Source organism: Frankia sp. Mgl5 (assembly GCF_023242985.1).
GTDB lineage: Bacteria > Actinomycetota > Actinomycetes > Frankiales > Frankiaceae > Parafrankia > Parafrankia soli.
In genome coordinates this window covers 1-24,391 of sequence record NZ_JALKFY010000630.1, presented here as the reverse complement: position 1 = coordinate 24,391, position 24,391 = coordinate 1, and the positions used below count along the sequence as shown (strand labels likewise).

Here is a 24,391-nt window from a genome sequence, read left to right as displayed (position 1 = left end):
CAGCCGCATCCGGTCGTCATCCACCATGATCAGAGCGCCGTCGCGTTCCACGACCGGGCGCGGCGCCGCGTAGTACAACGGCACGATCGGGATCTTCTCCCGGTGGATGTACTGCCACACGTCCAGCTCGGTCCAGTTGGACAGCGGGAACACGCGGACGCTCTGCCCGGGCTGCGTGCGTGCGTTGTAGAGACGCCACAGCTCCGGCCGCTGTGCCTTGGGATCCCACCGGTGCTGCGCCGAGCGGATCGAGAACACCCGCTCCTTCGCCCGCGACTTCTCCTCGTCGCGGCGCGCGCCACCGAACGCCAGGTCGAAGCCGTACCTGTCCAGCGCCTGCTTGAGACCCTCGGTCTTCCACAGGTCGGTATGCGTCGCCGAGCCGTGGTCGAACGGGTTGATCCCCCGCTCGACGCATTCCGGGTTCTGGTGCACCAGCAGCTCGACGCCGAGCTGGTAGACGACACTGTCGCGGAACTCGTACATGTCCCGGAACTTCCAGGTCGTGTCCACGTGCAGCAGGGAGAACGGCGGCTTCGAGGGGTAGAACGCCTTCATCGCCAGGTGCAGCATCACCGAGCTGTCCTTGCCGACCGAGTACAGCATCACCGGCCGCTCGCTCTCCGCCACCGCCTCCCGGAAGATCTGGATGCTCTCCGCCTCCAGGCGCTGCAGATGCGTCATTCTCGACATCAGTGGAGTGCTCATGAATGGACTTCTTTCCATCAGGGGGCGCGTGTCGAGCGTCCCCTCGGACCGGGTCCCATCGCCGTTACAGAGTGCGCCTGCGGCCGCGGGTGGGAAGTCGAGCGGAACCGCTCCACCCACGCTGTGACGGCAGCCTTGCGCACGACAGGGGTTCCAGCGTCCCGTGACGTCCCCGCTGACCGGACACCCCGGCGAGAAACCAGTGCTGAGCCGCTGGTCTCGAGACCGCCGTTAAGTGAGGCGCAGGGCGATCCGGATCGAGTCTCGGCCGGGTGTCCTGCGGGTCAGGAGCGCGAAGGCGTCCTCGAAATGTTCGAGGGGGAAGGTGTCGCCGAGCAGCTCACCGGTCGGTACCTTGCCCGCGTTGATGAGGTCGACGGCCGCCTCGGTGTCGAGGCCCGCGCCGGGGTGCAGGGTGATCCGTCGGGTGGGGATCCAGTCGCTGTGGAAGCCTTCGAGGGGGCGGTCCTTCATCCCGGCGATGACGACGTGCCCACCCTTGCGGACGAGGTCCATGGCGAGGTTGACGGTGACCGGATTACCGGCGGCGGCGTCGATGACAACGTCGGCCATGCGGCCTTCGGTGAGCTCGCGGACCCGTTCGAGGGGGTCCTCGGACTCGACGTCGACGGTGTGGTCGGCGCCGACGCGCAGTGCCCAGTCGAGGCGGAAGCGGTCCCTGGCCGTGCCGGTGACGATGATGGTCGAGGCTCCGGCCGCACGGGCGGCGACGATGGTCGCCATCCCCATGTGGCCCGGCCCCTCGATGACGACGACGTCGTCCTTCCTGACCGGCGCCACCCAGGTGACCGCGCAGCTCAGCGGTTCGAAGACCGTGAGCTGGTCGGCGGGGAGATCCTCGCGCAGGCGGTAGACCTGGGAACCGGGCAACAGCTCGAGGTGCTCGGCGAAGCCGCCGTACAGGCCCGAGCCCTCGTCCACCGAGAAGTCGTGGCCGTAGATCCGGTACCCCTCAGGCGTGATGAGGAGCTCACGGACGGCGACCCGGTCGCCTTCCGCCACCCCCCATGCCTCGGCCGTGGCCGAATCGATCTTCTCGACGCGGCCGACGATCTCGTGGCCGGCGATGGAGGGGAAGGCACCGCCCCAGGAGGTGTGGACGTGGCCACGGAAGTGGTCGATGTCGCTGTGGCACAGGCCGGTGGCCTCGACGCGCAGGACGGCGCCGCCGGGCTGGGGGTCGGGGACGGGGAGGTCGCGTTCCTCCCAGGTCTCGTCGCCGTTGAAGACGATGGCACGGCTCACGTCAGGACCTCCTCAAGCAGCCCGCTCGCGCGTTCCACCGCGCGCCGGGTGGCGCTGATGTGCCCTTCGGCCTCGATGGCGGGGCCGACGAGTTCGAGTTCGAAGGCGCCGGTGTATCCGGCGTCGATCGCGGCCTCGACGAACGACGCGAGGTCGAGGTCTCCGTCACCGGGGACGACGCGGCCGCCGGGGGAGGGCTTCGAGGGTGTGCCGTAGACCGCGTCGCAGATCTGGACCGCCGCCAGGCGCGGTCCGGCCCGGCGGACGGTGTCCTCGACGTCGCGTTCCGCCCAGCAGTTCCCGATGTCGGCGATCAGGCCGATCCCGGCGCGGTCGGCGACGTCGATGCCGTCGCGCAGGGTGTGGACGAAGGACTGGTCGGTGCGCAGCGAGGGCTCGATCGCCAGCCGGACCCCGCGGGACTCGGCGTAGGACGCGCAGGGTTCGACCGCCCGTGCCAGCGCCGCCGCGAGCTCGTCGAAGGAACGGCCGTCGCGCCGTCCAGGGGTGAAGTAGGTGCAGCCGCCCACCTGGGCCGCGAGATCCACGGCGCTGTTGATCCGCTCGCGGGTCGCGTCCCAGCTTTCGGGGGCGGAGAGGTCGAAGTTGCCGGTGATCACGGTGGTGGCCGTCAACGAACGCGCCAGCAGCGCCTCGACCGCGGCGGCGCGTCCGTAGTCGTCGGGTTTGGCGACGACGAGGCCCACGTGGCGCAGGCTGAGCTCGTCCCACAGCGCGAGCTCGTCGGCGAAGGGCTGCGGGTAGGTGCACATCTCGCTGACCGAGAGCCGGGGATGGGTCATGGCAGCATGTCCCGGAGGTCACGGATCTCGGCTTCGAGCCAGCGGACCTCGCTGAAGTTCTCCCGGCCGCTGCGCTCGAGCAGCAGTTCGTGCGCGCCGAGCCTGATCCGCAGGGCCTCGGGATCCTTCGGTTCCCGGGAGAGCACCATGTCGATCAGGTGCAGTGCCTCGACCGGCCGGCCGGCGTCCAGGTGGGCCCGGGCCCGTTCGACCAGGGGGCCGGTCCCGCCGGCCATGTCCAGCAGGTCGGCCCAGACGGCGGAGGGGGGCACGTCGTAGAGCTCTGTGGTCGACTCGTAGCGGAACCAGCCGGTGTGCTCCTCCCAGATCGCCCGGACGATCCAGGGCACCTTGCCGTGCCCCTGCGGGATGGCCAGCTCGGGCGGCAGCGTGATCTGGCCCATCAGGGTCCACAGGTCGACGCCCGCGTTCATGCCCTCGATGGTGCGGTCGCGCAGGTACTCGGTGGCGTCGCGCAGCTGGGTGAGGCGGCGGCGGATCTCCTCGGCCCCGCGCACCGGCTCGCCGTGCCCGGTGACGAGGACCTCCGGCTCCAGCCCGATCACGCGGTCGACGGAGTGGATGTACGACAGCGAGCCGCGGATCTTGTCGCCGCGGATCGTGTACAGGTTCGGGATGTGCCCGAAGAGTGGTCCGGTGAGGTTGCCGGTGAACACGGTGCGCTCGTCGGGGAGCCACACGACCAGGGAGTCCGTCGTCTCGCCGCCCGGAGTCGAGTAGAGCTCGAAGCGGCGCCCGCCGAGCGTGAAGGCGTGGTTGTCCAGGAAGGTGGTGGTGACCACGGCCTCGGGCGGCTGGTAGGTGCGGTCGACGCCGGTGATGTCGCGCTTCCACAGGTGGGTGCTGCGGCTGGAGTAGAACGGCTGCAGCCGTCGCCAGTACTCGCGGACGTCGGCATGGTTGGCCTGGGCGATCGTCTCGACGCCCGGCGCGGTGATCTGGGACCAGCCGCCCATGTGGTCGGGGTGGCCCTGGGTGAAGACGATCACTCGCAGCGGGCCGGAGCTCACCCGGCCGAAGCGGGCCTTGATCTGCTCCGCCTCGGTGTACATGCCGGTGTTGATCAGCACGTCGCCGTCGGGGGTGGTGACCAGGTAGCTGTTGGAGATGCCCTTCGAGGTGAAGATGTGGTCATTGACGGGGACGGCGTCCTGCTGGCCCTCCCCCTCCTTGACGATGAGGGCGTTCAGGGGCTGCTTCACCGGGCGCCACCCTTTCCCGCCTCGGCCGCGATGGCGAAGGCGTCGGTGTAGAAGGCGAACCGTTCCCGCAGCTCGTCCGCGGCGAGACCGAAGTCGCCTTCCAGGTCGTAGACCACTCGGCCGCGCTTGCCGCGCGGGTGGGAGGCTATGTAGCCGCGGATGTCGGCGACGCTCTCGTCGGTCACCGGCAGGCCGGCCCGCTCGAGCACGTGCGTCGCGGCCCGGACGTCGTCGGCGATGATGTCGGCGAACTGCAGCTCGACGAGCTGCCCGCTCGGTACCAGCTGGCGGTCGCGCATATATCTACGCAGCATCTGCTCGATGCGGCTCACCCAGTACTCGACGTGCGCGTCGATGTCCGGCTGCTTCTGGCTGTTCTTGAGCGCGAGGCCGCGCATGGTGAGCAGGGACTGCAACGTCGCCACGGGATCGCGGTGGATCATCACGACGGTGACGTCCGGGTAGACGGCCAGCAGCGGGACCAGCTGCTCGCTGTGCTGGTTCGACTTGACCATCCAGCGCCGCTCGTCCGGGAACTGGTGCGCGATGGTCTTCAGCACGTCGCGCATGTACCGGTAGTGCGGTGTCTGGTCGTGGCTCAGGTAGTGGTCACGGAAACCGGGCACCTGGGCCAGCCACTCCCACTGGTAGCTGGCGAAGTCGGGGAGCTGCAGCTCGTTCTCGCCGCACGCGTGGTCGGGCGAGTGCTCGTGCATCGCCGCGATGATCTCGTTCTTGCTGACGTTCTGCCACCGCGCCTCGGAACGGAGCCACCGGGGGTCCGGGGCACCGGGCGCGGGTGTTTCGTCCGGCCGCGGCGCCGGCTGGGCCGCCAGGTAGACCGGAAGGTGACGGAGCCTGCGGTCCGCGGCAACCAGGTTCTCCAGGTGGGTGCTGCCCGAGCGGGGCAGCGCGACGACGTTGATCGGCCGCGTGATCCGCACGTCGAGCGCATCGGGGTGGCGGGTCCAGTAGTCCTGGATGAGCAGGCGGTTGACCGCGGCCTTGACGCAGTGGTCGACAAAGATCGCCTTGTGGGCCCGCCACACGTTGTCGTCGGCCGCCACCTCGTCCAGCAGCCGGCCGAGCCGTTCGGTGAAGTCCACGGGCCCGAAGTCGTCCAGGCCGGTCTGGGTTCTGGCGGCGTCGAGGACGCGGCCGACGCTCATGTCGACCGGGCGGCGTTCGGCCGACTCCAGCGCGTTCGTCTCCTCGGGACTGCGCCGGTTCTCCCGCATTCCCTCGACGCGGAGCACTTTCACGGCCACTGCGGAAGCTCCCTGATGTTGGTCTTGCCGGCGTTCGCCATCCACCCGCCGTCGACGACCGCGAGATCGCCGGTGTGGAAGCGCGACCAGTCGCTCATGAAGTAGACGCCGATGCCCTCGAAGTCGTCCGGGGTGCCGATCCGGCCCGAGGGGTTGTAGGCGAGGATGCGGTCGGACAACGGGCTGCCCGCCGGGATCTGGACTGTCTCGCTCGTCGTGTGCCCGGGGCACACGACGTTGCAGCGGACGCCGTAGCGGCCCGCCTCGACGGCGATGCCCCGCGACATGGCGACCATGGCGCCCTTGGAGGCGTTGTAGTGCTGCATGCCGGGGCTGCCGGTCAACGCTGAGAGGCTGGCGCAGAACAGCAGCGACCCACCGGCGTCACCGGCGTCGTACCGGGCCTTCATGTGCCGCGCGCCCTCGCGCACGGTGAGGTAGGCGCCGTGCTGGTTCACCGCCAGCAGGCTGTGCCATGCCTCGGTGGTCATGTCGAGGAAGCTGCGCTCGTTGCGCATCATCCCCGCGTTGGCGATGACGCCGTCGACCCGGCCCATCTCCTCGACCGCCTCAGCCATCGCCCGCACCACGCGGTCCTCGTCGCTGACGTCGACCTCCTGCGCCAGGACCCGGTGGCCGAACCCGGACAGCACCCTGGCCGCCTCGGCGTTCTTCTCCGCCCGGCGGCCCCAGATGACGACGTCACCGCCAGCCCGGGCGATGCCACGGGCGAAGGCCAGACCGATCCCGGCGTTCCCCCCGCTGATCAGGACCACACGTCCCGTTAAGTTGAACACGTTGCATTGCTATAGCAAAAAGTGAATTGCTGTCAAGGGATCGGGTCGGCTACGGTCGTTCCATGGCCCGTGCCGCACCCGCCTCCGCCCGCGCTGCGGACATCGTCTCGTTCCTCACCGCGCATCCCTCCCGCGGTTTCACGATCAGTGAGCTGGTCGCGCACCTGGGGATGAACATCGCGTCAGCACACGCCACGCTCGCGGTACTGACCGACTGTGGGTTCGTGGTACGCGACCCCGCCCACCGCACCTACGTCCTCGGGCCGGCACTGGCCGTGACCGGCTTCGCCGCGCTCGAGCAGCACCCGGCGATCGAGGCCGCCATCGAGCAGGCCGACATCCTCGCGAAGGAGCTCGGCGCCGAGACGGGAGTGAGCGCGGTCGCGGGGAAAGACGTGATCTTATTGGCGCGTCGAGGCCCGCAACCACCCATGCCGAGCATCGGCTACCCCGGCGACCGCTCGCCGCTACTCGCACCGATCGGCGCAGTGTTCATGGCCTGGGCCGACGACGACACCGTCCGCGCCTGGCTGGAACGCGCCGCTGTCCCCCCTCCACTCGCCGACTTCTACCGCGGCGTCCTGGCAGAGACCCGCACCCGAGGCTTCAGCGTCCCCCTGCCCGCGATCGCAGCACCCGCAGTGATGAAAGCAATGAGCCAGGTCCGGAACGAACCAACCGATGACAACGCCGAACACATCCTCGCCGAGGCAATGAACCAGACCGACGAAATGCTGCTCTCCTTCGACGACCTCACGGACTCCGGCGAGATCACCTTCAAGACCGTCACCGCACCGATCTTCGACCCCACCGGACGTGCTCTGCTCGCGCTCAGCATCACCGGCCCCTACCAACCAGTGCCCGTCAGCGAAATCCTGAACCTGGGCCGACGGGCCAGCCGCGCCGCAGCCATCGCCACCCGCCAGGCACGCGGTCGCCCACCCACCTACAAGCAGGCAAGCCGACCCACAGGACACGGCTGACGGCGTCTTCCGCTTCCCGTACCGCTCGGGAAGGTCCCGCCAAGGGCTCCGGTGCGGATCTTCCACAGGATTCCGCTGCGTGGTGATCAGCCCAGCGGCCACCGCGTGCCGGCTGGGTGGGTAACAACCGGCTCGATCTGTGCCAACGCCGCGTCGGTGACCTCACCTCGACCCGTCCCGAGGCGGCCTGCAGGGCGGGCCGGCCTACCGAGGCACCTTCGGATCGATGCGGCGAAGGGTCAGCGATGTCAGCACAAGTGTCGCGAACATGAGGACCACGCCGAGAACGATGTTGTGCACCCAGACGTCCGCGCTGTGCTGCCAGAACCGGTCGGCCGGGTCCATGCGGAGAGCCTCGGTTCCCAGCATGGAGACCTTGTTCATGTCGTCGGTGGACGCCAGCGCTGCGAAGCCCCACCGGGCGGGGGCGATCCAGGCGATCTGCTCCATCGCCACGCGCCCGGACAGCGACACCAGACCGCCGGAGAGCACGAGCTGCGCCATGGTCACGAGCACCAGGACGGGCATCGCCTTGTCCGCGGTGTCGACGAGAGTCGACACCAGCAGCCCGATCATCATTGATGCCAGCCCGGCCACGATGATCGCGACCAGGCACTCCAGCAGTGGTGAGCTCAATGCGGAGCCATCCGGTGGGGTGCGCCCGACAATCCCGATGAGTGTGAAGATCACGCACTGCACAGTCGTGATGCACGTAAGGACGAGGATCTTTGAGCCGAGGTAGGCTGTGCGGGACAGGCCGATGGTCCGTTCCCGGCGGTAGATGTCGCGTTCCTTTACTATCTCCCGGACGGAGTTCGCCATGCCCATGAAACACGCGCACAGCAGCAGGACGACGAGCACCTTCATCGCGTTCAGATTGGGCGCGCCCGGCACGGGTTCCAGGCCGTCGGGCGCGGGAATGGCGCGCGGGATGATGCCGAGCAGGAACGGGAACGCGATGATGAGGCGCAGGTAGGAGCGGTCGGCGAGGACCACCCGCAGATATCGGCGGGTGAGCGTCCCCAGCTGGCGGACGACCGGCTGCTGGCGTACGCTCGGCAGGTCCGCGGGCGCCTTTCGCGCGGTCGGTGCGACGACGGCGGACGGCACGAAGTATTCCGAGGCGCGGAACCGGGCGGCCAGTTCGGTGCCCGGGGTACGTTCTAGTTCCCGGAAGACCGCTGCGAACTCACGGAAGTCCTCGCGGCCGAAGTAGCGCAACGCGTCGTTGGCCGGTCCGAAGTAGGCCACATGACCGCCGGGCGCGAGGACCAGGATGTAGTCGCAGAGATCGAGGAACAGCACGCTGTGCGTGACAACGATGACCGTTCGGCCGCCTTCGTCCCCGGATCCGGCCCCACCACCTTTTGCCAGATCCCGCAGCGTCTCCATCACCGACTGGTCGTTCGCGGGGTCGAGCCCCGAAGTCGGCTCGTCGAGAAACAGCAGTGACGGACGTGTGAGCAGCTCCAGCGCGACCGATGTCCGCTTCTTCTGTCCTCCGGAGAGTCTGCTCACCGAGGTGTCGGCGTGTGCGGTCAGGCCGAGCTCCCCGATAACCTCCTCGACGCGGGCGTGGCGTTCCCGCGCTGTCGTGTCTGCCGGGAAGCGCAGCTCCGCCCCGTATTTCAGCGTCTCACCCACGGTCAGCTGGGCGTGCAGCGGGTCGGCCTGCGGCACGTACCCGATCCGCCGCCGTAGTTCGTCGTACTCGTCGTAGAGGTCCCGACCGGCGTAGCGAACGGTGCCCTGGTCCGCCGGGCGAAATCCCGTCAGAGCGTTGAGCAGGGTGGACTTACCTGCCCCACTGGGACCGACCACCCCGAGCAGCGAGTGGCCCGGCAGCCGGAACGTCATGTCATGCAGGAGCTGTTTCGAGTCGGCGAACACCGACAGCGCTTGGACCTCGAAGGCGACGTCCCCGGAGTCGACGTACTCGACCAGCGAGTCGCCTTCGAGCTGGTAGAGATGATGGCCGATCGCGATCACGTCTCGTTGACCGATACGGGCATCGCCGACGCGCTGGCCGTTGACGAAGGTCCCGTTGGCCGAGCCGAGGTCGACGAGCTCCACGTCTCCGCCGGTCACGTGCAGTTCGGCGTGGTGCCGTGAGGCGAGCAGGTCCGGGACCGTGATGTCGTTGCCATACGAGCGACCCAGGCGCAGCGTTCCAGGCCAAAGCGGGTGCAGCCGCGGATGGTCGTCGGAGTCAGCCCCGGCCACCGAGGGACCTGCCGCAATGGTGGGAAGAGTCACGCCGACCAAGTGGGGCGTGAGGACCATCGCGGGACCATCCACGGCACCGAGCCGGAACCTCACCTCGGCCATGCCCACCGTGGTGATGTCGCTCATGCGTCGTCCGGCCTGCCACAGCCCGTTCAAGCTGATGTCCCGTACGAGCCAGCCGTCGGTCATCGGTTCGAGCACAAGATGGCGTCGGGAGACCCTGCTGTCCCGGATGACGATGTCGGCGCCGCGCGCACGGCCCACCACGCATAGCCCGTCGCCCGTCAGTGTTACCTCGCCTGCTGGGCTGAACACGCTCAGCATGGTCCGCTCCACCTGGGCTTCCTTTCGCCTCTGCCGCTGTGATGCCCGTGTGCTGTCGGCCGGCCGAGTGCAGACCGTGCGGATCGTCGATCCTCCACTCGGCTTCTCTGGCAGCTGCTCGCTGGGCGTGGCGGCACGTAGGTCAGGTCCAGATCGCCTGGTGGGCGTGGCGATTCGCCGGGAACGTGGCCGAGCGGCCGTTCGGCGCTGTCGCCGAGGGCAGTGGAGAGGGACGTCGAGTCGACCGCCCCCGCACCACCCTAGGGCGCGCGGCGGGATCAGCCACCAAGGCGTGCTTCTCATGAAGTCTCTATTCACACGCACCTCGGTGCAGTCCGCATGAGCCTGGAGGATGATTCTTTTCGGCCGTGTACGACCTGAGATGTAGGCGGAGTGAGTCGGCTGGTCATCCGTACGTCGGAGGTCGTACGGATGACCAGCTGGTTCAGTCTCCGGTCGCATGTGTGAGATCGCTGCCATCTGTATCAATGGATCGTCACGACAGGCGCGCGCGAAGAGCAGGCGGTGCGGATGGTGGACGCCCACGGGTCCACGGAGCAACCTGACAGTAGAGCTACGAGGCCCGAGCCCGGTGGCCACACCGGGTACGGCGTTACCGACGACAGGTCCGTCCATGCTGGGAGCGTCGACCACGACGAACCCCGGGTGTTCGGCGCAACCCAGGCCGATGGATCAACCACGAGGCCCCGTCGCTTCGCCCGCCTCCGCCGCCGTCGGATGCTCGTGGTCGCATTGGTCCTCCTCCTGGTGCTGTTCCCGGTCGGCGATCGGATCCTGGTCGCGGTGGCCGAGAGCCAGATGAAGAAACAGCTCGTGACGGCGGTGGAGGAGACCATCGCTTGTGGCGCCGCCCCGCCGGTCGTCCGCGACATCAACATCGGGGGGTTCCCGTTCATTACCCAGATCCTGACCGGAGATCTGGAGAACCTCAGCCTCACCGTTGAGGGGATATCGTCCCCAGGTCCCCGGATATCCCTGGTGCAGATCAGTCTCCAGGGGATCCGCGTCCCCTTTCTGAAAATGATCACCAGGGGTAAGGGTGAACTCTCCATCGACCAGGTTCGGGCCACCGTCCGGATGAGCTATGACGACCTGAACGTCTATCTCGCCAAGAAGCCCGGCCACCTACACGTGACACCGCGGGACGGAGGACGTCAGGTCGAGATCTCCGGAAGCGCGGACCTGCCTGTGGTCGGCACGCAGGAGGTGGCTGGTGTCACCACGTTCGAGGTGAAGGACAACAAGATCGATCTGGTGCCATCCGAGGTGCGCCTGAACCAGGACGTCACCTTCGACATCCCGTTCGGTCTGGGGAAGCTTCTCCCCTCGATCCCGATTCCGGCGGATGGCCTTCCTCTCGAGGTCAACCTGGTCAGGGCGACCACGAACGCCTCAGACGTGCTGCTCATCGCGACGGCCGAGAACGTGGTCCCGCCCACGGAGCAGGTCGAGCCGACCTGCTCTCCCGGAAGCGAAAGCTAGGCCGATGCCGCCAGGACCCACCCGGGAAGCGGCGGCACTCGCTGGACACCCGGCGCGTGACCGCGCACCAGGTGTCCAGCGTCGAGTGTCCAGCCGTCAGCGACGGGGCAGGCCGTGCTTGTATGTGAAGATCACAGCCTGGACACGGTCTCTGAGATCGAGCTTGCTGAGGATGCGTGTGACGTGGGTCTTGACGGTGGCTTCGGCCAGGACCAGACGTTGCGCGATCTCGGCGTTGGTCAGGCCCGCCGCCACCTCCAGGAGGACCTCCCGCTCGCGGGGGGTCAGCGCGGCGGTGGGATCCGGCTCGTCCGCGCGCTCCTCGGCTGTGCGGAGGCTGGCTGCGTGACGGTTGAGTAGCTCCCGGGTGATGCGGGGGGACACGACGGCGTCGCCGGCGGCGACCGCGCGTATGGCGCCGAGCAGCTCGTCGGGCCGCACGTCCTTGAGGAGGAAGCCGCTCGCGCCCGCCTTCAACGAGGCGAAGGCGTACTCGTCGAGGTCGAACGTCGTCAGGACGAGGACCCGGCTGGTCGCGGCCGTGGCGCAGATGGTGCGCGTGGCATCGACCCCGTTCAGGCCTGGCATGCGGATGTCCATCAGCACCACATCGGGGGTGAGCTGTTGGGTGACGCGGACGCCGGTCGCGCCGTCGCCGGCCTCACCGACGACACGGATGTCATCGGTGGCGTTCAACACCATCCGGAAACCCAGCCGCACCAGGGGTTGATCGTCCACAATGACCACATTGGTGGTCACGCAACTGCTCCGTTCACCCGAATCGTGGCGTTCACTTCCCACCCGCGCGGTGATGTCGGCCCGCAGGTAACGTCGCCCTCGTACAGGGCCACCCGTTCCAACATGCCCCGCAGACCATGGCCGCTGGCCCCGCCCGGGAGTCCGACGACGGTGCCGTCGTCGCGGACCCTGATGAGGACCCGGTCCGCGCGCCAGCGCAGCTCCACGTCGACCCGGGTCGGGCTCACCGCGTGTTTGAGGACGTTGGTCAGACTCTCCTGCACCACCCGGTAGATCGCCGCTTCGGCCGTGCCGGGCAGCACCCGGGGGCTGCCTGTCACCGTGAGTTCCACCCACAGACCCGTCGCCCGGACGTCGTCGAGCAGGGTGTCAAGGTGGGCCAGGCCCGGCGACGGCGCCATCTCCACCACCAAGCTGACTCCCGCCGTCGGCGCGTCGCGGAGCACACCGAGCAGGCGGCGCATCTCAGCCAGCGCCTGCCGGCCTGTCACCGCGACCTGCTCCATGGCGGAGGTCGCGCTGTCCGGGTCGGTGCGATTGACCGTGACCGCTCCGTCGGCCAGGCGGATCACCACCGACAGGCTGTGGGCGATCACGTCATGCATCTCGCGCGCGATCCGGGTGCGTTCCGCGGTCGCGGCCAGCCAGGCCTGCTGGTCGCGTTCCCGCTCGGCCCGCTCGGCTCGCTCCTCCAAGGACTCGAGGTACTGGCGGCGCGTGCGGACCGTCGTGCCGAGGAAGACCGCGGCCGCGACGAGGCTGTTGAGGAAGACAAGGGAGATCAGGAAGCTGTCGCCGGCGGGAGCTAGCCGGAGCGAGGCGACGATCAGCACCGTCTCGAGCAGCAGACCGGCCTGGATCCGGAACCGGCGCCGAGCGTGCGCGGCGACGTTGTAGACGGCCACCAGAAGCGCGAAGCCTGCCGTCAGGTGGGCCTCGGTCAGGTCCTGCACCAGCACCATCCCGGCCACGATCGCGAAGACCGCGAGCGGGTAGCGGCGCCGCAGCAGCAGGGGGAGTAACAGCCCCTGCGCCAACAGCCACCCCCACCACGACAACCCGATCCTCACCGCGTCCCCGACGGTGTGGGCTTCCAACAGGAGTGGAACCGGCACGCTGGCCATCCACGGCCATCGCTGCCGCACGTGGGTCCACGTCTCGGCCAACCGGCCCACGGGAAGCCCCCTGCTCCTCCGGACTCCGTGCCGGTTCCGGCACCCGACCTCGGACCGAACCCTACGCGTCCCGGCGGCGGAGCAGCACGGACGCGGTCACCGTTGCCACCGCGACCCATGCACACAGGGTGATCAGGGCTGTCCCTCCCGACAGGGCGGAGTCATAGGGGTGCGTGGCGTAGACCGCGTTCCCGGCGTTGTTCGGCAGGTAGGGCAGGAGACCGTCCTGGATGCTCTGGGGGAGCGCATTGCCGATCACCGGGAGCACCATCAGCGCTCCCAGCACCGTGGCGATGCCCCCAGCGGTCGCGCGCAGGATGAAGCCGAGCGTGGTCGCGAGGACGGTGATCGTCATCAGGTAGAACGCCGCGCCGAGCACCGACGACAGCGCGTGCGGTCCGCCCAGGGCGGTGTTGTGGGAGCCGAGCAACGCCTGCCCCAGGAAGAAGGAGAAGAGGCAGCCGACGAGGCCGGTCCCGAACGACAACGCGGCCGACACGACGAGCTTGCCCCACAGCAGCGGCAGCCGGCGTGGCACGGCGGCCAACGAGGATCTGATCATCCCGGTGGTGTACTCGCCGGTCACCACCAGAACCCCCGGCACCGCGATGAGGATCTGCGCCAGGGCGACCCCGTTGAGGCTGACATCGACCGGGCTGAACGTCGCGCGCCGGCTCTGGCTCATCGAGTCCCAGTCCGCGGCGCTGACCGCCGAAGCGATCGCCCCGACCGCCGCCATGCCGATCATCGTGAAGGCGAGCAGATACCAGGTGGACCGCAGGCTCGAGATCTTCACCCATTCGGAGTGGATCACGCGTCGCAGCCGGACCGGGCTGACCGGAACCGGTTGGCTGCCCGCTCCCGCGCGCACGGCTTCGGCGGTCGCCGTGGTCATGCCGCCACCCTCGATCCAGTCCGCGGGCGGGCGCCGGCGGGTGTGCCCGCCTGGTACTCCACCGCGTCCGCGGTCAGCTTTATGAACACGTCCTCCAGGGCGACCCGCTGCGGCGTCAGCTCGTGGAGCACCACGTCCCGGTCCGCCGCGATCTTTCCTATATGCCGCACGTCGAGGCCATCGATCATCAGCGTCTCGTGATCCTCCGGGGTCACGTGGACCCCCGGCCCGGCCACCACAGTGCGCAGGTACTCCGCATGCGGAGTGCGAACCAGCACCCGGTTGGTCCTCGCGGACTGGTACATCTGCTCCATCGACATGTCGGCCAGCAGCCGTCCCCTGCCGATGATCAACAGGTGATCGGCCGTCAGCTCCATCTCGCTCATGAGGTGGCTCGACAGCAGCACGGTGCGCCCTTCACGGGCGAGGCCGCGCAGCAGCTCGCGCACCCACCGCACACCTTCGGGATCCAGACCGTTCACCGGCTCGTCGAGCATCACCACGGCCGGATCGGCCAGCAGCGCTGACGCGATGCCCAGACGCTGGCCCATCCCCAGAGAGAAGGCTCCGGCGCGCTTGTGCGCCACGTCGCGCAGACCGACCATCTCGACAACCTCATCAACGCGCCACCGAGGGATCGAGTGTGTCGCGGCGAGAGCCCGCAGGTGGTTGTACGCCGACCTGGAGGTGTGTACTGCCTTGGCTTCCAGGAGGGCACCGAGCTCCTTCATCGGCGCCGAGTGCTTGGCATACGGACGCCCGTTGACCATCACCGTTCCGGCGGTGGGCCGGTCCAGCCCGAGGATGAGCCGCATCGTGGTGGACTTCCCCGCCCCGTTGGGCCCCAGGAAGCCGGTCACCAGCCCCGGCCTGATGACGAACGAGAGGTCGTTGACGACCACTTTGTTGCCATAACGCTTGGTCGGCCCGGCAGCCTCGATCACGCGATCATCCGTACTTTCCCCTCAACTCGGTCGTCCATGACGACTCCATTAACGCGGGCGGCGGTGCCCGCGCGCATGAGCCTGGCGACTGATCTGTCCGGTCGGTGTACGACCTGGGATGTATGCCTCGGAGGAGGAACACGTCGCCGCGGCGGCGGGTGCGATTCTGGTCATACCTGCACAACCCAGACCGGACGAGGGCCGCTGACCCCCGTGCCCCCGGGAACACGCAGGACGGCGGCTCCGTCCACCGACGGCCGCGTGACTCCTGGCGAGCCGCTGCTGCCCCACGAGCCGTCCGCCGTCGGTCCCTACACCCTCGTCAGCCGGCTGGGGACGGGTGGCATGGGCACCGTCTACTTCGCCCACGATCCGGCTGGCCGGTCGGTCGCGGTCAAGGTAATCCGGTCCGACCGGGCGCGGGACCAGGAGTTCCGCCGTCGGTTCCGACGGGAGACCGAGGCCGCCCGCAGCGTCGCATCGTTCTGCACCGCGGAGGTCCTCGACGCTGACCCGGAGGCGTTCGCTCCCTACCTGGTCACCGAATACATCAACGGCGTGCGCCTCGACCGGGTCATCGAAAGCGAAGGGCCGCTGCGCTCGTCCACGCTCACCGGCCTGGCCGTCGGTGTCGCGACCGCGCTCGTCGCGATCCACCATGCCGGACTCGTGCACCGCGACCTCAAACCGAGCAATGTGATCCTCTCCCTGTCCGGCCCCAGAGTCATCGACTTTGGAATCGCCCAGCCGTTGGCCGGCGCCGGCGCCCGGCCGACCATCTGGGGTTTCGGTTCGGCGGGCTGGATGTCTCCCGAGCAACTCGCCGGCGAGCTGATCGGTCCCGCGGCAGACGTGTTCACCTGGGCATCCTCATCGCCTACGCGGGAACGGGTCGTCACCCGTTCGGCGATGAGAGGCAGGCCGACATCGCGCGTCGGATCGCCACGGCCGAGCCCGACCTGGGCGGCCTCGATCAGCAGGTCGCGGATCTCGTCCGCGCCGCGCTCGTGAAGAACCCGGCCAACCGGCCCGACGCCCGCGGCCTGCTGCTGGGGCTGATCGAATGCCAGCCGGCGGCCCCGGTGAACGATCCGGCGCTGCGGATGCCCAGGTCCGCCGTCGGATCTTGGCGGCCTACCAGGATGAACGCGCGAACTCGCCGGACGCGCCGCGGGCGACGCAGGTCGCGAAAGCCCGCCGTCGTGGGCATCCTGGCCGTCCTTGTGGCGACGGGGTGGCTGGTGGCACATCATGGCGACGAAGGGCGATCCCGACCCACCACACCCCGGACTGGCGCGGCCGCTCGCCCGGCCGGCGCCCCGACTTCTGCGTCGCCAGCCTCCGCGGGTGTCCGGTCGGATCCGGGCGGGTTCCGGGACGACGCGCTGCAGTTCATCGTGGACGGCGTCGAGTGCGGGGTGGATCAGCTCGGGCTGGGCATGCTGGCCCACCACCCGAACGGCCAGTTCTGCCTGGTGACGCTGACCGTCCGCAACCTCGGCCCCGGGCAGCTGCGCCTGGAGAGCACCGACCAGTTCGGGTACGACGCCGCCGGCGGCCGGCACACGGCCGACTTCCTCTCCCGCCTCTATCTACCCGGAGAGTCGATCTGGGACACGATGGGTCCGGGCGCGTCGACCCATGGCAGGCTGGTCTTCGACATCCCCCCGGGGTCCGCGCTCATCCGGCTGGAACTGCATCTCAGCCGGACCAGCGGCGGTGTCTCGATACCCCTGTGACCCCGGTGATTTCCGTCCGGGTCCGAGCGGTCCGCCGCCCGTCCCGGGGACCGCTTTGCGATGTTCCTGGACGGGGTGACTATCCAGCCGGGACAGAGCGTGCTGGACCTCGTCCCGGACTCCTGCCGCCGGCTGCCGACCTGCGCAGCAGAGGAGTTCCTCGAGCGGAAGAACGTGTGGCTGACGTCGGATCCGTCCCTGGTACTGGACACGCTGCCCACGACGAGCCCGACGGGGCGAGACGGGAGCAAGGAGTATCACGCGCTCACCGTCGTGGTCCTCGACGGGGCCCTGCGACGCACCGGTGAGGAGTTCGCCTCGACCGAGTTCATCCACGTGCGCCGTGGCGGCTGACGGTCAGCCCGCGGGCGCACCGCCGGGCTCGAAGTACACCTCATCCCCGGTGGGGGCGCCGACCTCGACCGCGAGGCGGCCGTAGTGCGGCTCGGGGAAATGGGCGGGGAAGAGGAATGCAGTCTCGTCGAGAGCCCGGCGGACCAGTGCCCGCCGGGTGGCGATCGCGGTTGCCAGATCGTCGCATCCGGGCAGGTGAAGCTCCGGACGGGTCAGCTGAACGGGGTGGTGGAACGCGTCCCCGGTGAAGTAGGCCCGTACACCGCCGGAGACGAGCCGCAGCATCGCGTGTCCGACCGTGTGGCCCGGGGCGGGTTCGATGGTCAGGCTGGGCGAGATCGTGTGGGGTATCGGGACGATTTTCGCCAGTCCCGCTTCCACGACCGGGCGCACACATTCGTCGAACACGTTGGGATTGAACTCGTTGGGGTGCATGGCCGTGCTCGCGGTGTCCCAGCGGCGGTACTCGTCATCCACGAACAGGTAGGCCGCCCGGAGGAAGGTCGGCACCCATTCCCTGCCGTCCTGCCGAGTGTTCCAGCCGCAGTGGTCGTGGTGCAGATGTGTGCAGAAGACGATGTCCACGTCGTCGGGCGTCACCCCGATCGCGGCAAGCCGCTCCAGATAGGGAAGATTCAGGCCGTCGAAGTAGGGCCCGCGTCCCGTGCGGCCGTTACCGGTGCACGGATCGATGAGGACAGTGAGTCCGTCGACCCGTAGTAACCAGCTGTGGTTCGAGAAACGGAAGTTCTTCGAATCCGGGTCGAAGAATCCGTCGGGCAGGGGGGCGACGCGGCGGGAGATGAGTGACTCGTCGTTGGTGAGAGCGTGGAGCGAGACCGGAAGGAAATGCTCCTCCACCCGGTCGACGAGGGCATGACCCAGTCTGATGGCGGGCATGCGGGCAGACTATCAACGAGGCGTTCGCGACGGAATGTGCGCGGTGTCTCGGCTCGCGTATCCCCGCCGGGGTGCACGGCTGGCGTGTGCTGACTGCTGGGCCGACGGCGGCTGCGCGCACGTCGACCCGGCCGGCTCATGTCAGGAGGCAATGCCTCAGCCGACCAGTACCGGCGGCTCCGCGGCGCCGGGGATATCCCGATCCCGAGGTGCATGCATAGCGGCAGATTGACATCGTTGATCGCCGAGAACAGCGGCGCCCAGTGGTCATGGGTGATCGCCGGGAAGCCGATCTTCTCCGAGGATTGACTGAACGGCAGGGTCCGCGCGCCCTTCGCGATAACCTGCTTGGTTTCGGCGACGGCCAGTTCGCCGTCCCACAGGGGAATCCGCTCGTCCACCGGCGCTCGTTCCTAGCTTGGTACTGGATCAGAAAAACGATCCCGGCGTGTCCTGAGGGGAGGGGACAGCCTGGCGGCCGTCCCCTCCCCTCATCGGCCCGCTGTCTCGAGGAGGGCGGCGCGGGCACCTCCGTCGACGAGGATGTCGATGCCGTTGACGAAGCTGGCCGGGTCGGACAGGAGAAAGGCCACCGCGGCGGCGACTTCCTCGGGCCGGCCTTCGCGGCCGAGTGGAGTCTGCCTCGCGATCCTTTCGTTGGTGTCGCGGGATGCGGCTTCCTGACGACCCATCGGGGTGTCGATGATGCCCGGGGAGACGGAGCAGACCCGCGCCCCGAGCCGCCCGAACCGGATCGCCTCACGCTGCACGAGCCGGTGAACGCCGCGCTTGGCCCACGTGTAGGCGATGCCGGGCTGTTTGATAGTCGGCCCGACCGCCTCCCGGATGCGGTCGAGGAAGTCCGGGGCGAGCGGTACGGCGAGTGCGGCCTCCACCGCCGGGTCGGCGGTCTCGGGGAGGAACGTGGGCGCGAGGGAGCCGAAGCAGACGATGGCGGTGCCGGGGGCGGCCAGAGGCAGGAGCGCCTCGGTGAGAAGTGCGCTGCCGACGAGGTCGACGTGAAGGATTCGTCGCCAGTCGCCCATGGTGGGTGAGATCCCGGCGGCATGTGCGACCCCGCGCAGGGTGCCGAGCTCCGTGGTCCGCCCCACCAACCGGCTCAGGCCGGCGGTGTCGGTGATGTCGAGCGGGAATGTCTCGATCTCGGCGCGGTGGCCGCCGGTTCGCAGGGTGCCTGCCGTCTCGGCCATGAGCTCGTCGGCCAGATCGACCAGGAGCAGGACGTCGACGGAGTCGGCGAGTAGGCGGGCACAGGCGGCGCCCATCCCGCGTCCCGCCCCCGTGGCGATGCCTACACTCGTCATACTGGTTTCCCCTTTCGCGGACACAGACAGTGTCGGTTCCGTAGCCCGCTCATCGATATCGCTTGGCGTGTTCTGCTCTAGCCGGGCGCGACGAAGGCACGCCTGGGACGCAGCTAAAGACTGTGTGACAGTCACCGTGCGGGCGACACCAATCGCGTTGCGCCCCGCCGTCGACGGCGGGGCCGGACGCCGCCTGCGGTGACGTCACGTTCCGTGCTCGTCGGAAAAAAGGTCGGAGAGCCTGTGTAGCCCGCCCGTGAACTCATGTAGTTGGATCGGTGTGCCGTCCGGGTCGCTGATGAAGAAGAAGCGCGACACCCGGGTCGTCGTGACGGGGCACAGCGGTGTGACACCCGCGGCGGCCAGACGTTCGTACGTGGCCTCGACGTCGGCGACCGTGAGAGCGATCTTGGGCTGACCAAACTGCTGCGGATAGAAGGAGTCGACAGCCTCTGCGGTTTTCCTCCCGGGGTGCGGGCTGAAAAGTTCGAGCGTGATATCCCCGATTCCCATGCCTATTCGGGTCCAGCTCTCCTGGATGTCACTGAAAAGCTGCCTGAAGCCGAGGGTCGTCGAATAGAACTGGACCGAGATGGCAAGATCGGTGACAGTGATCCCAATATGCGAGAAGTATTTCACGGCGACGAGAGCGGAGTCCATCCCGGATACTCCTCCTTCGTTTCTCTGTCTGGACGGCGGCGTGGTGCATCCGTACACGTGGACGCCGGTGTCCGGCGGCAAACAGGAGATTCGCTGGAACCTGCGCTTCGCCTTCTCGCACCGGGACATTGAGGCGCTGCTCGCCGAGCGCAGCATCGACGTCGACCATGTCACGATCTACCAATGGGCCCAGAGGTTCACAGCGCTGCTGGCCGACGCAGCCCGGCCCTGACGGCACACTCCTGAGGAAAGGTGGTTTGTTGACGAGACGTACATCAAGATCGCCGGTCGATGGGCCTGCCTGTACAGGGCCGTCGACCAGCACGGCCAAGTCATCGACTTCCTTCCAGTAACCACCGGGGGCCTGCCGCGCCCTGGCTCCTCCGAACGCAACACGTGCTCCCATCCCTCGTCGTGCCCACCTGGCAACATCATTAATGCCGGTGGCTGATTGCACGCGCATGAGCCCGTGGGCTGAATTATTCCGCCGGGTAAGACCTGCGATGTATGCCGACGGTCCAGACCTGATCAGCCCTGGCCTCCCGCACGGAAGAACTGGATGGTGGAAATCTCCTTGTCCGGATCTGGAGAGGGCCCGGGGTGGTTGCCCACCTCGGGCCGCTCGACAGCTGGCCTCATGGAGAGCCTGTTCGGCGACCTCCATGGTCGGGTCAGGGCCGGGTGAAGCCTCGGCTGGTTGCCCTCGAAGTCACCACCTAGCCGGCAGTGGCTGCACTAGTAGCGCGACACCGGCACCCGGCTCACGATGCCGTCGATGTCGCTGCCGTCGGCGCGGGCGTCCGCCCAGGTGATGTAGGCGTACTTGCCGTCCAGGGTGATCCGGGACCACTCGTCGCCCTCGATTCGTCCGGAGCCGTATGGCTGGGTCGCCTGGTTGACCTTCAGCGGCTTACTGAACGTCTTTCCGTGGTCGAACGAGACGACGGAGAACACGTCGACGGCGACGGTCCGCCACATGACACCGAGGAGGCCCGTCGAGCCGTACTCGATCCACGGCTTGACGGCGCCCGGAGCGGCGATCACGGTCGGGCCGGTCCACGTCTGGCCGGCGTCCTTGGTGATGTACACCTCGAGGTTGTCGCCCCTGGGCAGCAGGACCGCGAACCGACCCGAGCGGGTTGGGTCGGCCGAGACCCACGGAATGGGGTCGGTCACCTCGGCTCCCGGATTCGGCACCAACGCACCGGCGGCCGGCGGCACCGGGGTGCCCGCGCTGTTGGTCACCAGGGAGGAGGCGAAGGTCTGCCCGCCGTCACGGCTTACGTAGAACGTCAGCTCCGCCGGCACGAGCTGGCTCCCGTTGACCACCGTCATCCCAGTCGCCGTCGCCAGGATTCCGTCGTGGACGGCCACCTGGTTACCCAGCGGTTGTGAAGGAAGTATGCCAGCCGGGCCCCAGGTGAGGCCGCGGTCCTTGCTGACCGAAACCGCGTGGGGGGCAGAAGGCGCGGATCCGCCGATCGCGTAGACCCAACCAGTGGCCGTGTCCACCCTCAGTCTCGGGGTACTGGAGATGACGAGGGGTGTGTCCACGGGATCAGACCAGGTGCGTCCACCGTCGAGCGACTTGGCGACCCCCACGTGGTTCGGAACCCCGTTGCAGTTGCCAGGTGACCCGCTCGTGGGCACGCCTGGCTCGCAGCCCAACCGGTTGAAGGCGAGATAGAAGATCCCGTGTGTGTCAACGACCACATTTGGGTCGCCGCACATGGCTCGATCGCCATAGGGCCAGGGCACCTCGGTCCAGTTCGCACCTCCGTCCCTGGAGTAGGTAACGAAGCAGTGATACTTGTCGGGCGTACCGACACCCGGCCTGTGGTTCGTCGAGACGACGACCACATTATTCCGGTTCTTCGGACTGGCGGCTACGGCAGGCTGACCGTTGTCCCGGTCCGGGACATTTGCCACGTTGACCTCGGCGATTCCATTAGGGCCACCCCTGGCGGCGTCGGCGGAGGAGCCCGTCTGTGCGCTGCTTGCCGAGACCGGTAAGAGTAGGCCCAGGATCAGGCCTAATCCAACTACCAGCATCCCCTGTTTCGTCCTTGTCTCGGAAGGGCTCTTGAGTGACATTGCGGCCTTCTCCTCTTCGTCGCGCTTCGTTCGGTTAATCCAAGCCACAGGTTCGCGGGCAATAGTCGCCGTGTCGCTCGTCGCAGGACTCGTAGAGCTGGTCGAGCGCGCCGGTTTCCAGCTCGGCACGTGTGTTCAGCGGCGTCATGTGGCGCGTTGCTGATCGAATATTCGATCAGCAAACTGTTTGTCGCGGTGTGATCGATCCGGCGGTGTGGCCGGCTCTGGCGAGCCCGTTCAGCGCTCTCCTGACCGGTCCGCCGGATCGGGCCGGCCTGCCTGCCATCGCCTGGGCAGCAGGGCTGATTGTTCTGACTCCGAGGGCCGGGCGGATCGCAGGGCGGCGACCACGCCCCGCCGACGAGGATGTCGATATTGGCGACGGGAATGCGGCCGTTACCTTCACGCCTCGGTCGGCGGCATGAAGGCGTTGACCTGACGGAGGTGCTCGATGACCGGGCCGGCCGAGGTCTCGAGCGGAACGGCGCCGCTGACGTCAAGTTGCAGCGCCGGCGCGAGGGGGCTCGCACGGGGAGTCGATGCCGAAGCCGATCCCGACGCCCCCCTGCTGACCACAACGACCCGACCCGAGAAGCCGAACATGTCGTATTGCTATAGCAAGACTACCTTTGCAGTCAAGGGATCGGTTTCGCCAAGGACACGCGATGACATCGAGGGAAGGCGAGACGACTGGTGGGATGTCGTGCCGTCGAGCACTGATCCATTAGCGTGTGCGTGATCTTTCCCGAGGGCTCTGCTTCGTGATCGCTGGCTGGGAGGGAGCGGGGTCGCTGTTCGTCGGAGATGACTGGGCCGAGGCCCATCACGACATCGAGGTCCAGGTCGAGACCGGACACCGGTTGGTCCGCCGGCAGCTGCCGAGGGTGCGGCGGGCATCGCCGAGCTCTACGGGCTGATCGCTGATCACCTCGGTGAGGCCGGGGACGCGTCGGCGGTGGTGGCCGGGATCGAAACGGACCGGGGGCCGTGGACTGGGGCGCTGTCGCGGCGGGCTACCAGGTGTATTCGATCAACCCACTGTCCGCGGCACGTCACCGGGAACGTCATGTCACCTCGGGGGCGAAAAGCGACGCCGGGGACGCGAAAGTCTTCGCGGCCCTGGTCCGCACCGGCCGGGCTCATCATCGTCCGATCGCCGGGGACGGCGAGCTGGCCGAGGCGCTCAAGGTACTCGCGCGTACCCATCAGAACCTGATCCGGACCCGCAGCGGCAGACGAACCTACGACCAGCAGAAGATCGCCGATTGACCGTTAGCTCAGTGGGATGTCTAGCTCAGTGGGATGTCTAGACTCCACCGGCCGTGGCAGGGCCCGCTGGATGATCATATGGAAGTCCGCCTTCAACGCCCTCGCGATCACGCTCGAAGGCCGCCTGACCCCGACCACCACCAACTGAAAAATCACCAACCGCCACGACCGTTAACGCCGACAGTCGACGCTCCCCGGAAGTCACGTGCAGCGACGGCAGTACATCGCTGACTGCCCGTCTCCGTCCACGTAACTACTTGAGGTCGGAGAGAAGTGCGTCAAGTGCCCTCTCCAGAGCATCGGAGTTGGTCGTGTCGAACCACGTGGTGCGGATGCGTTCGTTGATTCCTTTCGGTGTCTCGTGGTCGGCCGCGAGTTGGTGCAGGGACCGGGTCTCGTCACCCAAGGAGCGCCCGATGCCCTGGAAGAGGTCGCGGATGTAGCGGACCGCGTCCTCGGACGGAACGCCCTGCCGGTCGGCCCAGGCGGTGAGCGTGGCCAGGTACCAGTAATGGGTGGTCAACGTAGCCGTCAGCGCGGAGAAGACGTTGAAGGCCGCTTCGTCCGCGACAGGAAGCGCTCCGCCGAGGCGGTCGAAGAAGGCGTCCACGACCGGCTGGGAGGGCCACGTGACGGTAACGGACCGGCGCTCGCGCACGGCGGGCAAGGGGATGGCCCGAACCAGCGGAGCGTCGGTGCCGAGTATCTGGCGCAGCTCACCGGTACTGACGCCGGCCATGACGTTGACCACAACGCTGGTGCTGTCGACCCGGAGACCGGCAAGGGCCTCGGAACGGTGTTGCGGGCGGACGGCGATCATCACTACCTCGGAGCGGTTCACCACGTCCTGGTTGTCAGCGCACACCCGCACGTTCGGATAGCGCTGGGCCAGCTCGGCGGCTGTGCGGGCCCCGCGGGGAGAGAGGAAGATCTCCGGTGCTTCCTCGGCGCCGCCGTATAGGCCCTCGACGATAGCGCGGCCGATTTCACCCACGCCGATGATCCCGATGCGCTTCACGATGTCTCCCTGATCGACTTCCTGGCGGTGGCCCCAGACTCCCGTCCGTGACACCGCTACTTTGCACCTGGGTCGGAGATATGAGGTGCTGCCCATTTCTCGGACACCGACGTAGACGGACTATACCAGCTTTATGCTGCTTCCTTCGCTTCGGTCCG

At 68.0% G+C, this 24,391-nt stretch carries 22 protein-coding genes and 2 pseudogenes; 7 read left to right on the top strand and 17 right to left on the bottom strand.

Features of this window, described 5'->3' with window-relative positions:
• The 6 genes from cysD to MXD62_RS18230 all read right to left on the bottom strand — a co-directional run.
• Positions 1-693: sulfate adenylyltransferase subunit CysD (cysD, locus tag MXD62_RS18255; protein ID WP_248830734.1), on the bottom strand; the 693-nt coding region annotated here is incomplete at its 3' end.
• A 246-nt stretch (positions 694-939) separates the two neighbouring features.
• Positions 940-1,974 carry a zinc-binding dehydrogenase gene (locus MXD62_RS18250; protein WP_248830733.1) on the bottom strand — a complete coding sequence of 345 codons (1,035 nt, stop codon included), beginning with the start codon at positions 1,972-1,974 and terminating at the stop codon, positions 940-942.
• Positions 1,971-2,777, bottom strand: coding sequence for a sugar phosphate isomerase/epimerase (locus tag MXD62_RS18245; protein WP_248830732.1), 807 nt, complete (start codon positions 2,775-2,777; stop codon positions 1,971-1,973). Before MXD62_RS18245 ends, MXD62_RS18250 begins: the two co-directional genes overlap by 4 nt.
• The gene (locus tag MXD62_RS18240) at positions 2,774-4,000 is read right to left on the bottom strand and encodes an MBL fold metallo-hydrolase (protein WP_248830731.1); all 1,227 of its coding nucleotides are present in this window, start codon (positions 3,998-4,000) and stop codon (positions 2,774-2,776) included. The genes MXD62_RS18245 and MXD62_RS18240 overlap by 4 nt, the downstream gene beginning before the upstream one ends.
• The gene (locus MXD62_RS18235; protein ID WP_248830730.1) at positions 3,997-5,268 is read right to left on the bottom strand and encodes a sulfotransferase; all 1,272 of its coding nucleotides are present in this window, start codon (positions 5,266-5,268) and stop codon (positions 3,997-3,999) included. Before MXD62_RS18235 ends, MXD62_RS18240 begins: the two co-directional genes overlap by 4 nt.
• Complete coding sequence (locus MXD62_RS18230; protein ID WP_248830729.1) at positions 5,259-6,065, bottom strand: SDR family NAD(P)-dependent oxidoreductase; 807 nt, start codon at positions 6,063-6,065, stop codon at positions 5,259-5,261. The genes MXD62_RS18235 and MXD62_RS18230 overlap by 10 nt, the downstream gene beginning before the upstream one ends.
• Before the next feature lie 62 nt (positions 6,066-6,127).
• Between MXD62_RS18230 and MXD62_RS18225 the strand changes: the two genes are divergently transcribed.
• Positions 6,128-7,048: an IclR family transcriptional regulator gene (locus tag MXD62_RS18225; RefSeq protein WP_248830728.1), complete on the top strand. Its 921-nt coding sequence runs from the start codon at positions 6,128-6,130 to the stop codon at positions 7,046-7,048.
• A 204-nt stretch (positions 7,049-7,252) separates the two neighbouring features.
• On the opposite strand, the gene MXD62_RS18220 is transcribed toward MXD62_RS18225, so the two are convergent.
• Positions 7,253-9,610 carry an ATP-binding cassette domain-containing protein gene (locus tag MXD62_RS18220; RefSeq protein ID WP_248830727.1) on the bottom strand — a complete coding sequence of 786 codons (2,358 nt, stop codon included), beginning with the start codon at positions 9,608-9,610 and terminating at the stop codon, positions 7,253-7,255.
• 732 nt (positions 9,611-10,342) lie between these two features.
• On the opposite strand from MXD62_RS18220, the gene MXD62_RS18215 reads away from it, so the two are divergent.
• The gene (locus tag MXD62_RS18215; protein WP_248830726.1) at positions 10,343-11,101 is read left to right on the top strand and encodes a DUF2993 domain-containing protein; all 759 of its coding nucleotides are present in this window, start codon (positions 10,343-10,345) and stop codon (positions 11,099-11,101) included.
• 96 nt (positions 11,102-11,197) lie between these two features.
• Here the strand turns inward: MXD62_RS18215 and MXD62_RS18210 are convergent, their stop codons facing one another.
• The 4 genes from MXD62_RS18210 to MXD62_RS18195 all read right to left on the bottom strand — a co-directional run bounded on the left by MXD62_RS18210 (position 11,198) and on the right by MXD62_RS18195 (position 14,874).
• Positions 11,198-11,860 (bottom strand): response regulator transcription factor, encoded by a 663-nt coding sequence (locus tag MXD62_RS18210; RefSeq protein WP_248830725.1) that lies wholly within the window; start codon positions 11,858-11,860, stop codon positions 11,198-11,200.
• Positions 11,857-12,975: a sensor histidine kinase gene (locus tag MXD62_RS39265; RefSeq protein ID WP_248830724.1), complete on the bottom strand. Its 1,119-nt coding sequence runs from the start codon at positions 12,973-12,975 to the stop codon at positions 11,857-11,859. The genes MXD62_RS18210 and MXD62_RS39265 overlap by 4 nt, the downstream gene beginning before the upstream one ends.
• A gap of 121 nt (positions 12,976-13,096) precedes the next feature.
• Positions 13,097-13,930 carry an ABC transporter permease subunit gene (locus MXD62_RS18200; RefSeq protein ID WP_248830723.1) on the bottom strand — a complete coding sequence of 278 codons (834 nt, stop codon included), beginning with the start codon at positions 13,928-13,930 and terminating at the stop codon, positions 13,097-13,099.
• Positions 13,927-14,874 (bottom strand): ABC transporter ATP-binding protein, encoded by a 948-nt coding sequence (locus tag MXD62_RS18195; protein ID WP_248830722.1) that lies wholly within the window; start codon positions 14,872-14,874, stop codon positions 13,927-13,929. The genes MXD62_RS18200 and MXD62_RS18195 overlap by 4 nt, the downstream gene beginning before the upstream one ends.
• Before the next feature lie 261 nt (positions 14,875-15,135).
• On the opposite strand from MXD62_RS18195, the gene MXD62_RS39785 reads away from it, so the two are divergent.
• The 3 genes from MXD62_RS39785 to MXD62_RS18185 all read left to right on the top strand — a co-directional run bounded on the left by MXD62_RS39785 (position 15,136) and on the right by MXD62_RS18185 (position 16,967).
• Complete coding sequence (locus MXD62_RS39785) at positions 15,136-15,885, top strand: serine/threonine-protein kinase (RefSeq protein WP_308301285.1); 750 nt, start codon at positions 15,136-15,138, stop codon at positions 15,883-15,885.
• Positions 15,886-16,271: 386 nt separating this feature from the next.
• Complete coding sequence (locus MXD62_RS39780; RefSeq protein ID WP_308301284.1) at positions 16,272-16,613, top strand: DUF4352 domain-containing protein; 342 nt, start codon at positions 16,272-16,274, stop codon at positions 16,611-16,613.
• A 75-nt stretch (positions 16,614-16,688) separates the two neighbouring features.
• The gene (locus MXD62_RS18185) at positions 16,689-16,967 is read left to right on the top strand and encodes a hypothetical protein (RefSeq protein ID WP_248830721.1); all 279 of its coding nucleotides are present in this window, start codon (positions 16,689-16,691) and stop codon (positions 16,965-16,967) included.
• A gap of 3 nt (positions 16,968-16,970) precedes the next feature.
• Here the strand turns inward: MXD62_RS18185 and MXD62_RS18180 are convergent, their stop codons facing one another.
• From MXD62_RS18180 to MXD62_RS18170, 3 genes are all read right to left on the bottom strand, one after another.
• Positions 16,971-17,867 carry an MBL fold metallo-hydrolase gene (locus MXD62_RS18180; protein ID WP_248830720.1) on the bottom strand — a complete coding sequence of 299 codons (897 nt, stop codon included), beginning with the start codon at positions 17,865-17,867 and terminating at the stop codon, positions 16,971-16,973.
• A gap of 491 nt (positions 17,868-18,358) precedes the next feature.
• A complete protein-coding gene (locus tag MXD62_RS18175; protein WP_248830719.1) occupies positions 18,359-19,192 on the bottom strand; it encodes an SDR family oxidoreductase in 834 nt (277 codons plus the stop codon).
• 204 nt (positions 19,193-19,396) lie between these two features.
• Positions 19,397-19,852 carry a VOC family protein gene (locus tag MXD62_RS18170; RefSeq protein ID WP_248830718.1) on the bottom strand — a complete coding sequence of 152 codons (456 nt, stop codon included), beginning with the start codon at positions 19,850-19,852 and terminating at the stop codon, positions 19,397-19,399.
• Positions 19,853-19,892: 40 nt separating this feature from the next.
• On the opposite strand from MXD62_RS18170, the pseudogene MXD62_RS18165 reads away from it, so the two are divergent.
• A pseudogene (locus MXD62_RS18165) lies at positions 19,893-20,192 on the top strand (DDE-type integrase/transposase/recombinase); the annotation flags it as partial.
• A gap of 395 nt (positions 20,193-20,587) precedes the next feature.
• On the opposite strand, the gene MXD62_RS18160 reads toward MXD62_RS18165, so the two are convergent.
• Entirely contained in the window at positions 20,588-21,226 is a 639-nt protein-coding gene (locus tag MXD62_RS18160) for a hypothetical protein (RefSeq protein WP_248830717.1), read from the bottom strand.
• A gap of 1,122 nt (positions 21,227-22,348) precedes the next feature.
• A complete protein-coding gene (locus MXD62_RS18155; RefSeq protein ID WP_248830716.1) occupies positions 22,349-22,549 on the bottom strand; it encodes a hypothetical protein in 201 nt (66 codons plus the stop codon).
• 188 nt (positions 22,550-22,737) lie between these two features.
• Here MXD62_RS18155 and MXD62_RS18150 point away from each other — a divergent pair.
• Positions 22,738-23,176, top strand: a pseudogene (locus tag MXD62_RS18150) (transposase); the annotation flags it as partial.
• A gap of 292 nt (positions 23,177-23,468) precedes the next feature.
• Here the strand turns inward: MXD62_RS18150 and MXD62_RS18145 are convergent.
• Positions 23,469-24,233: an NAD(P)-binding domain-containing protein gene (locus MXD62_RS18145; protein ID WP_248830715.1), complete on the bottom strand. Its 765-nt coding sequence runs from the start codon at positions 24,231-24,233 to the stop codon at positions 23,469-23,471.
• Between the last annotated feature and the right edge of the window lie 158 nt (positions 24,234-24,391).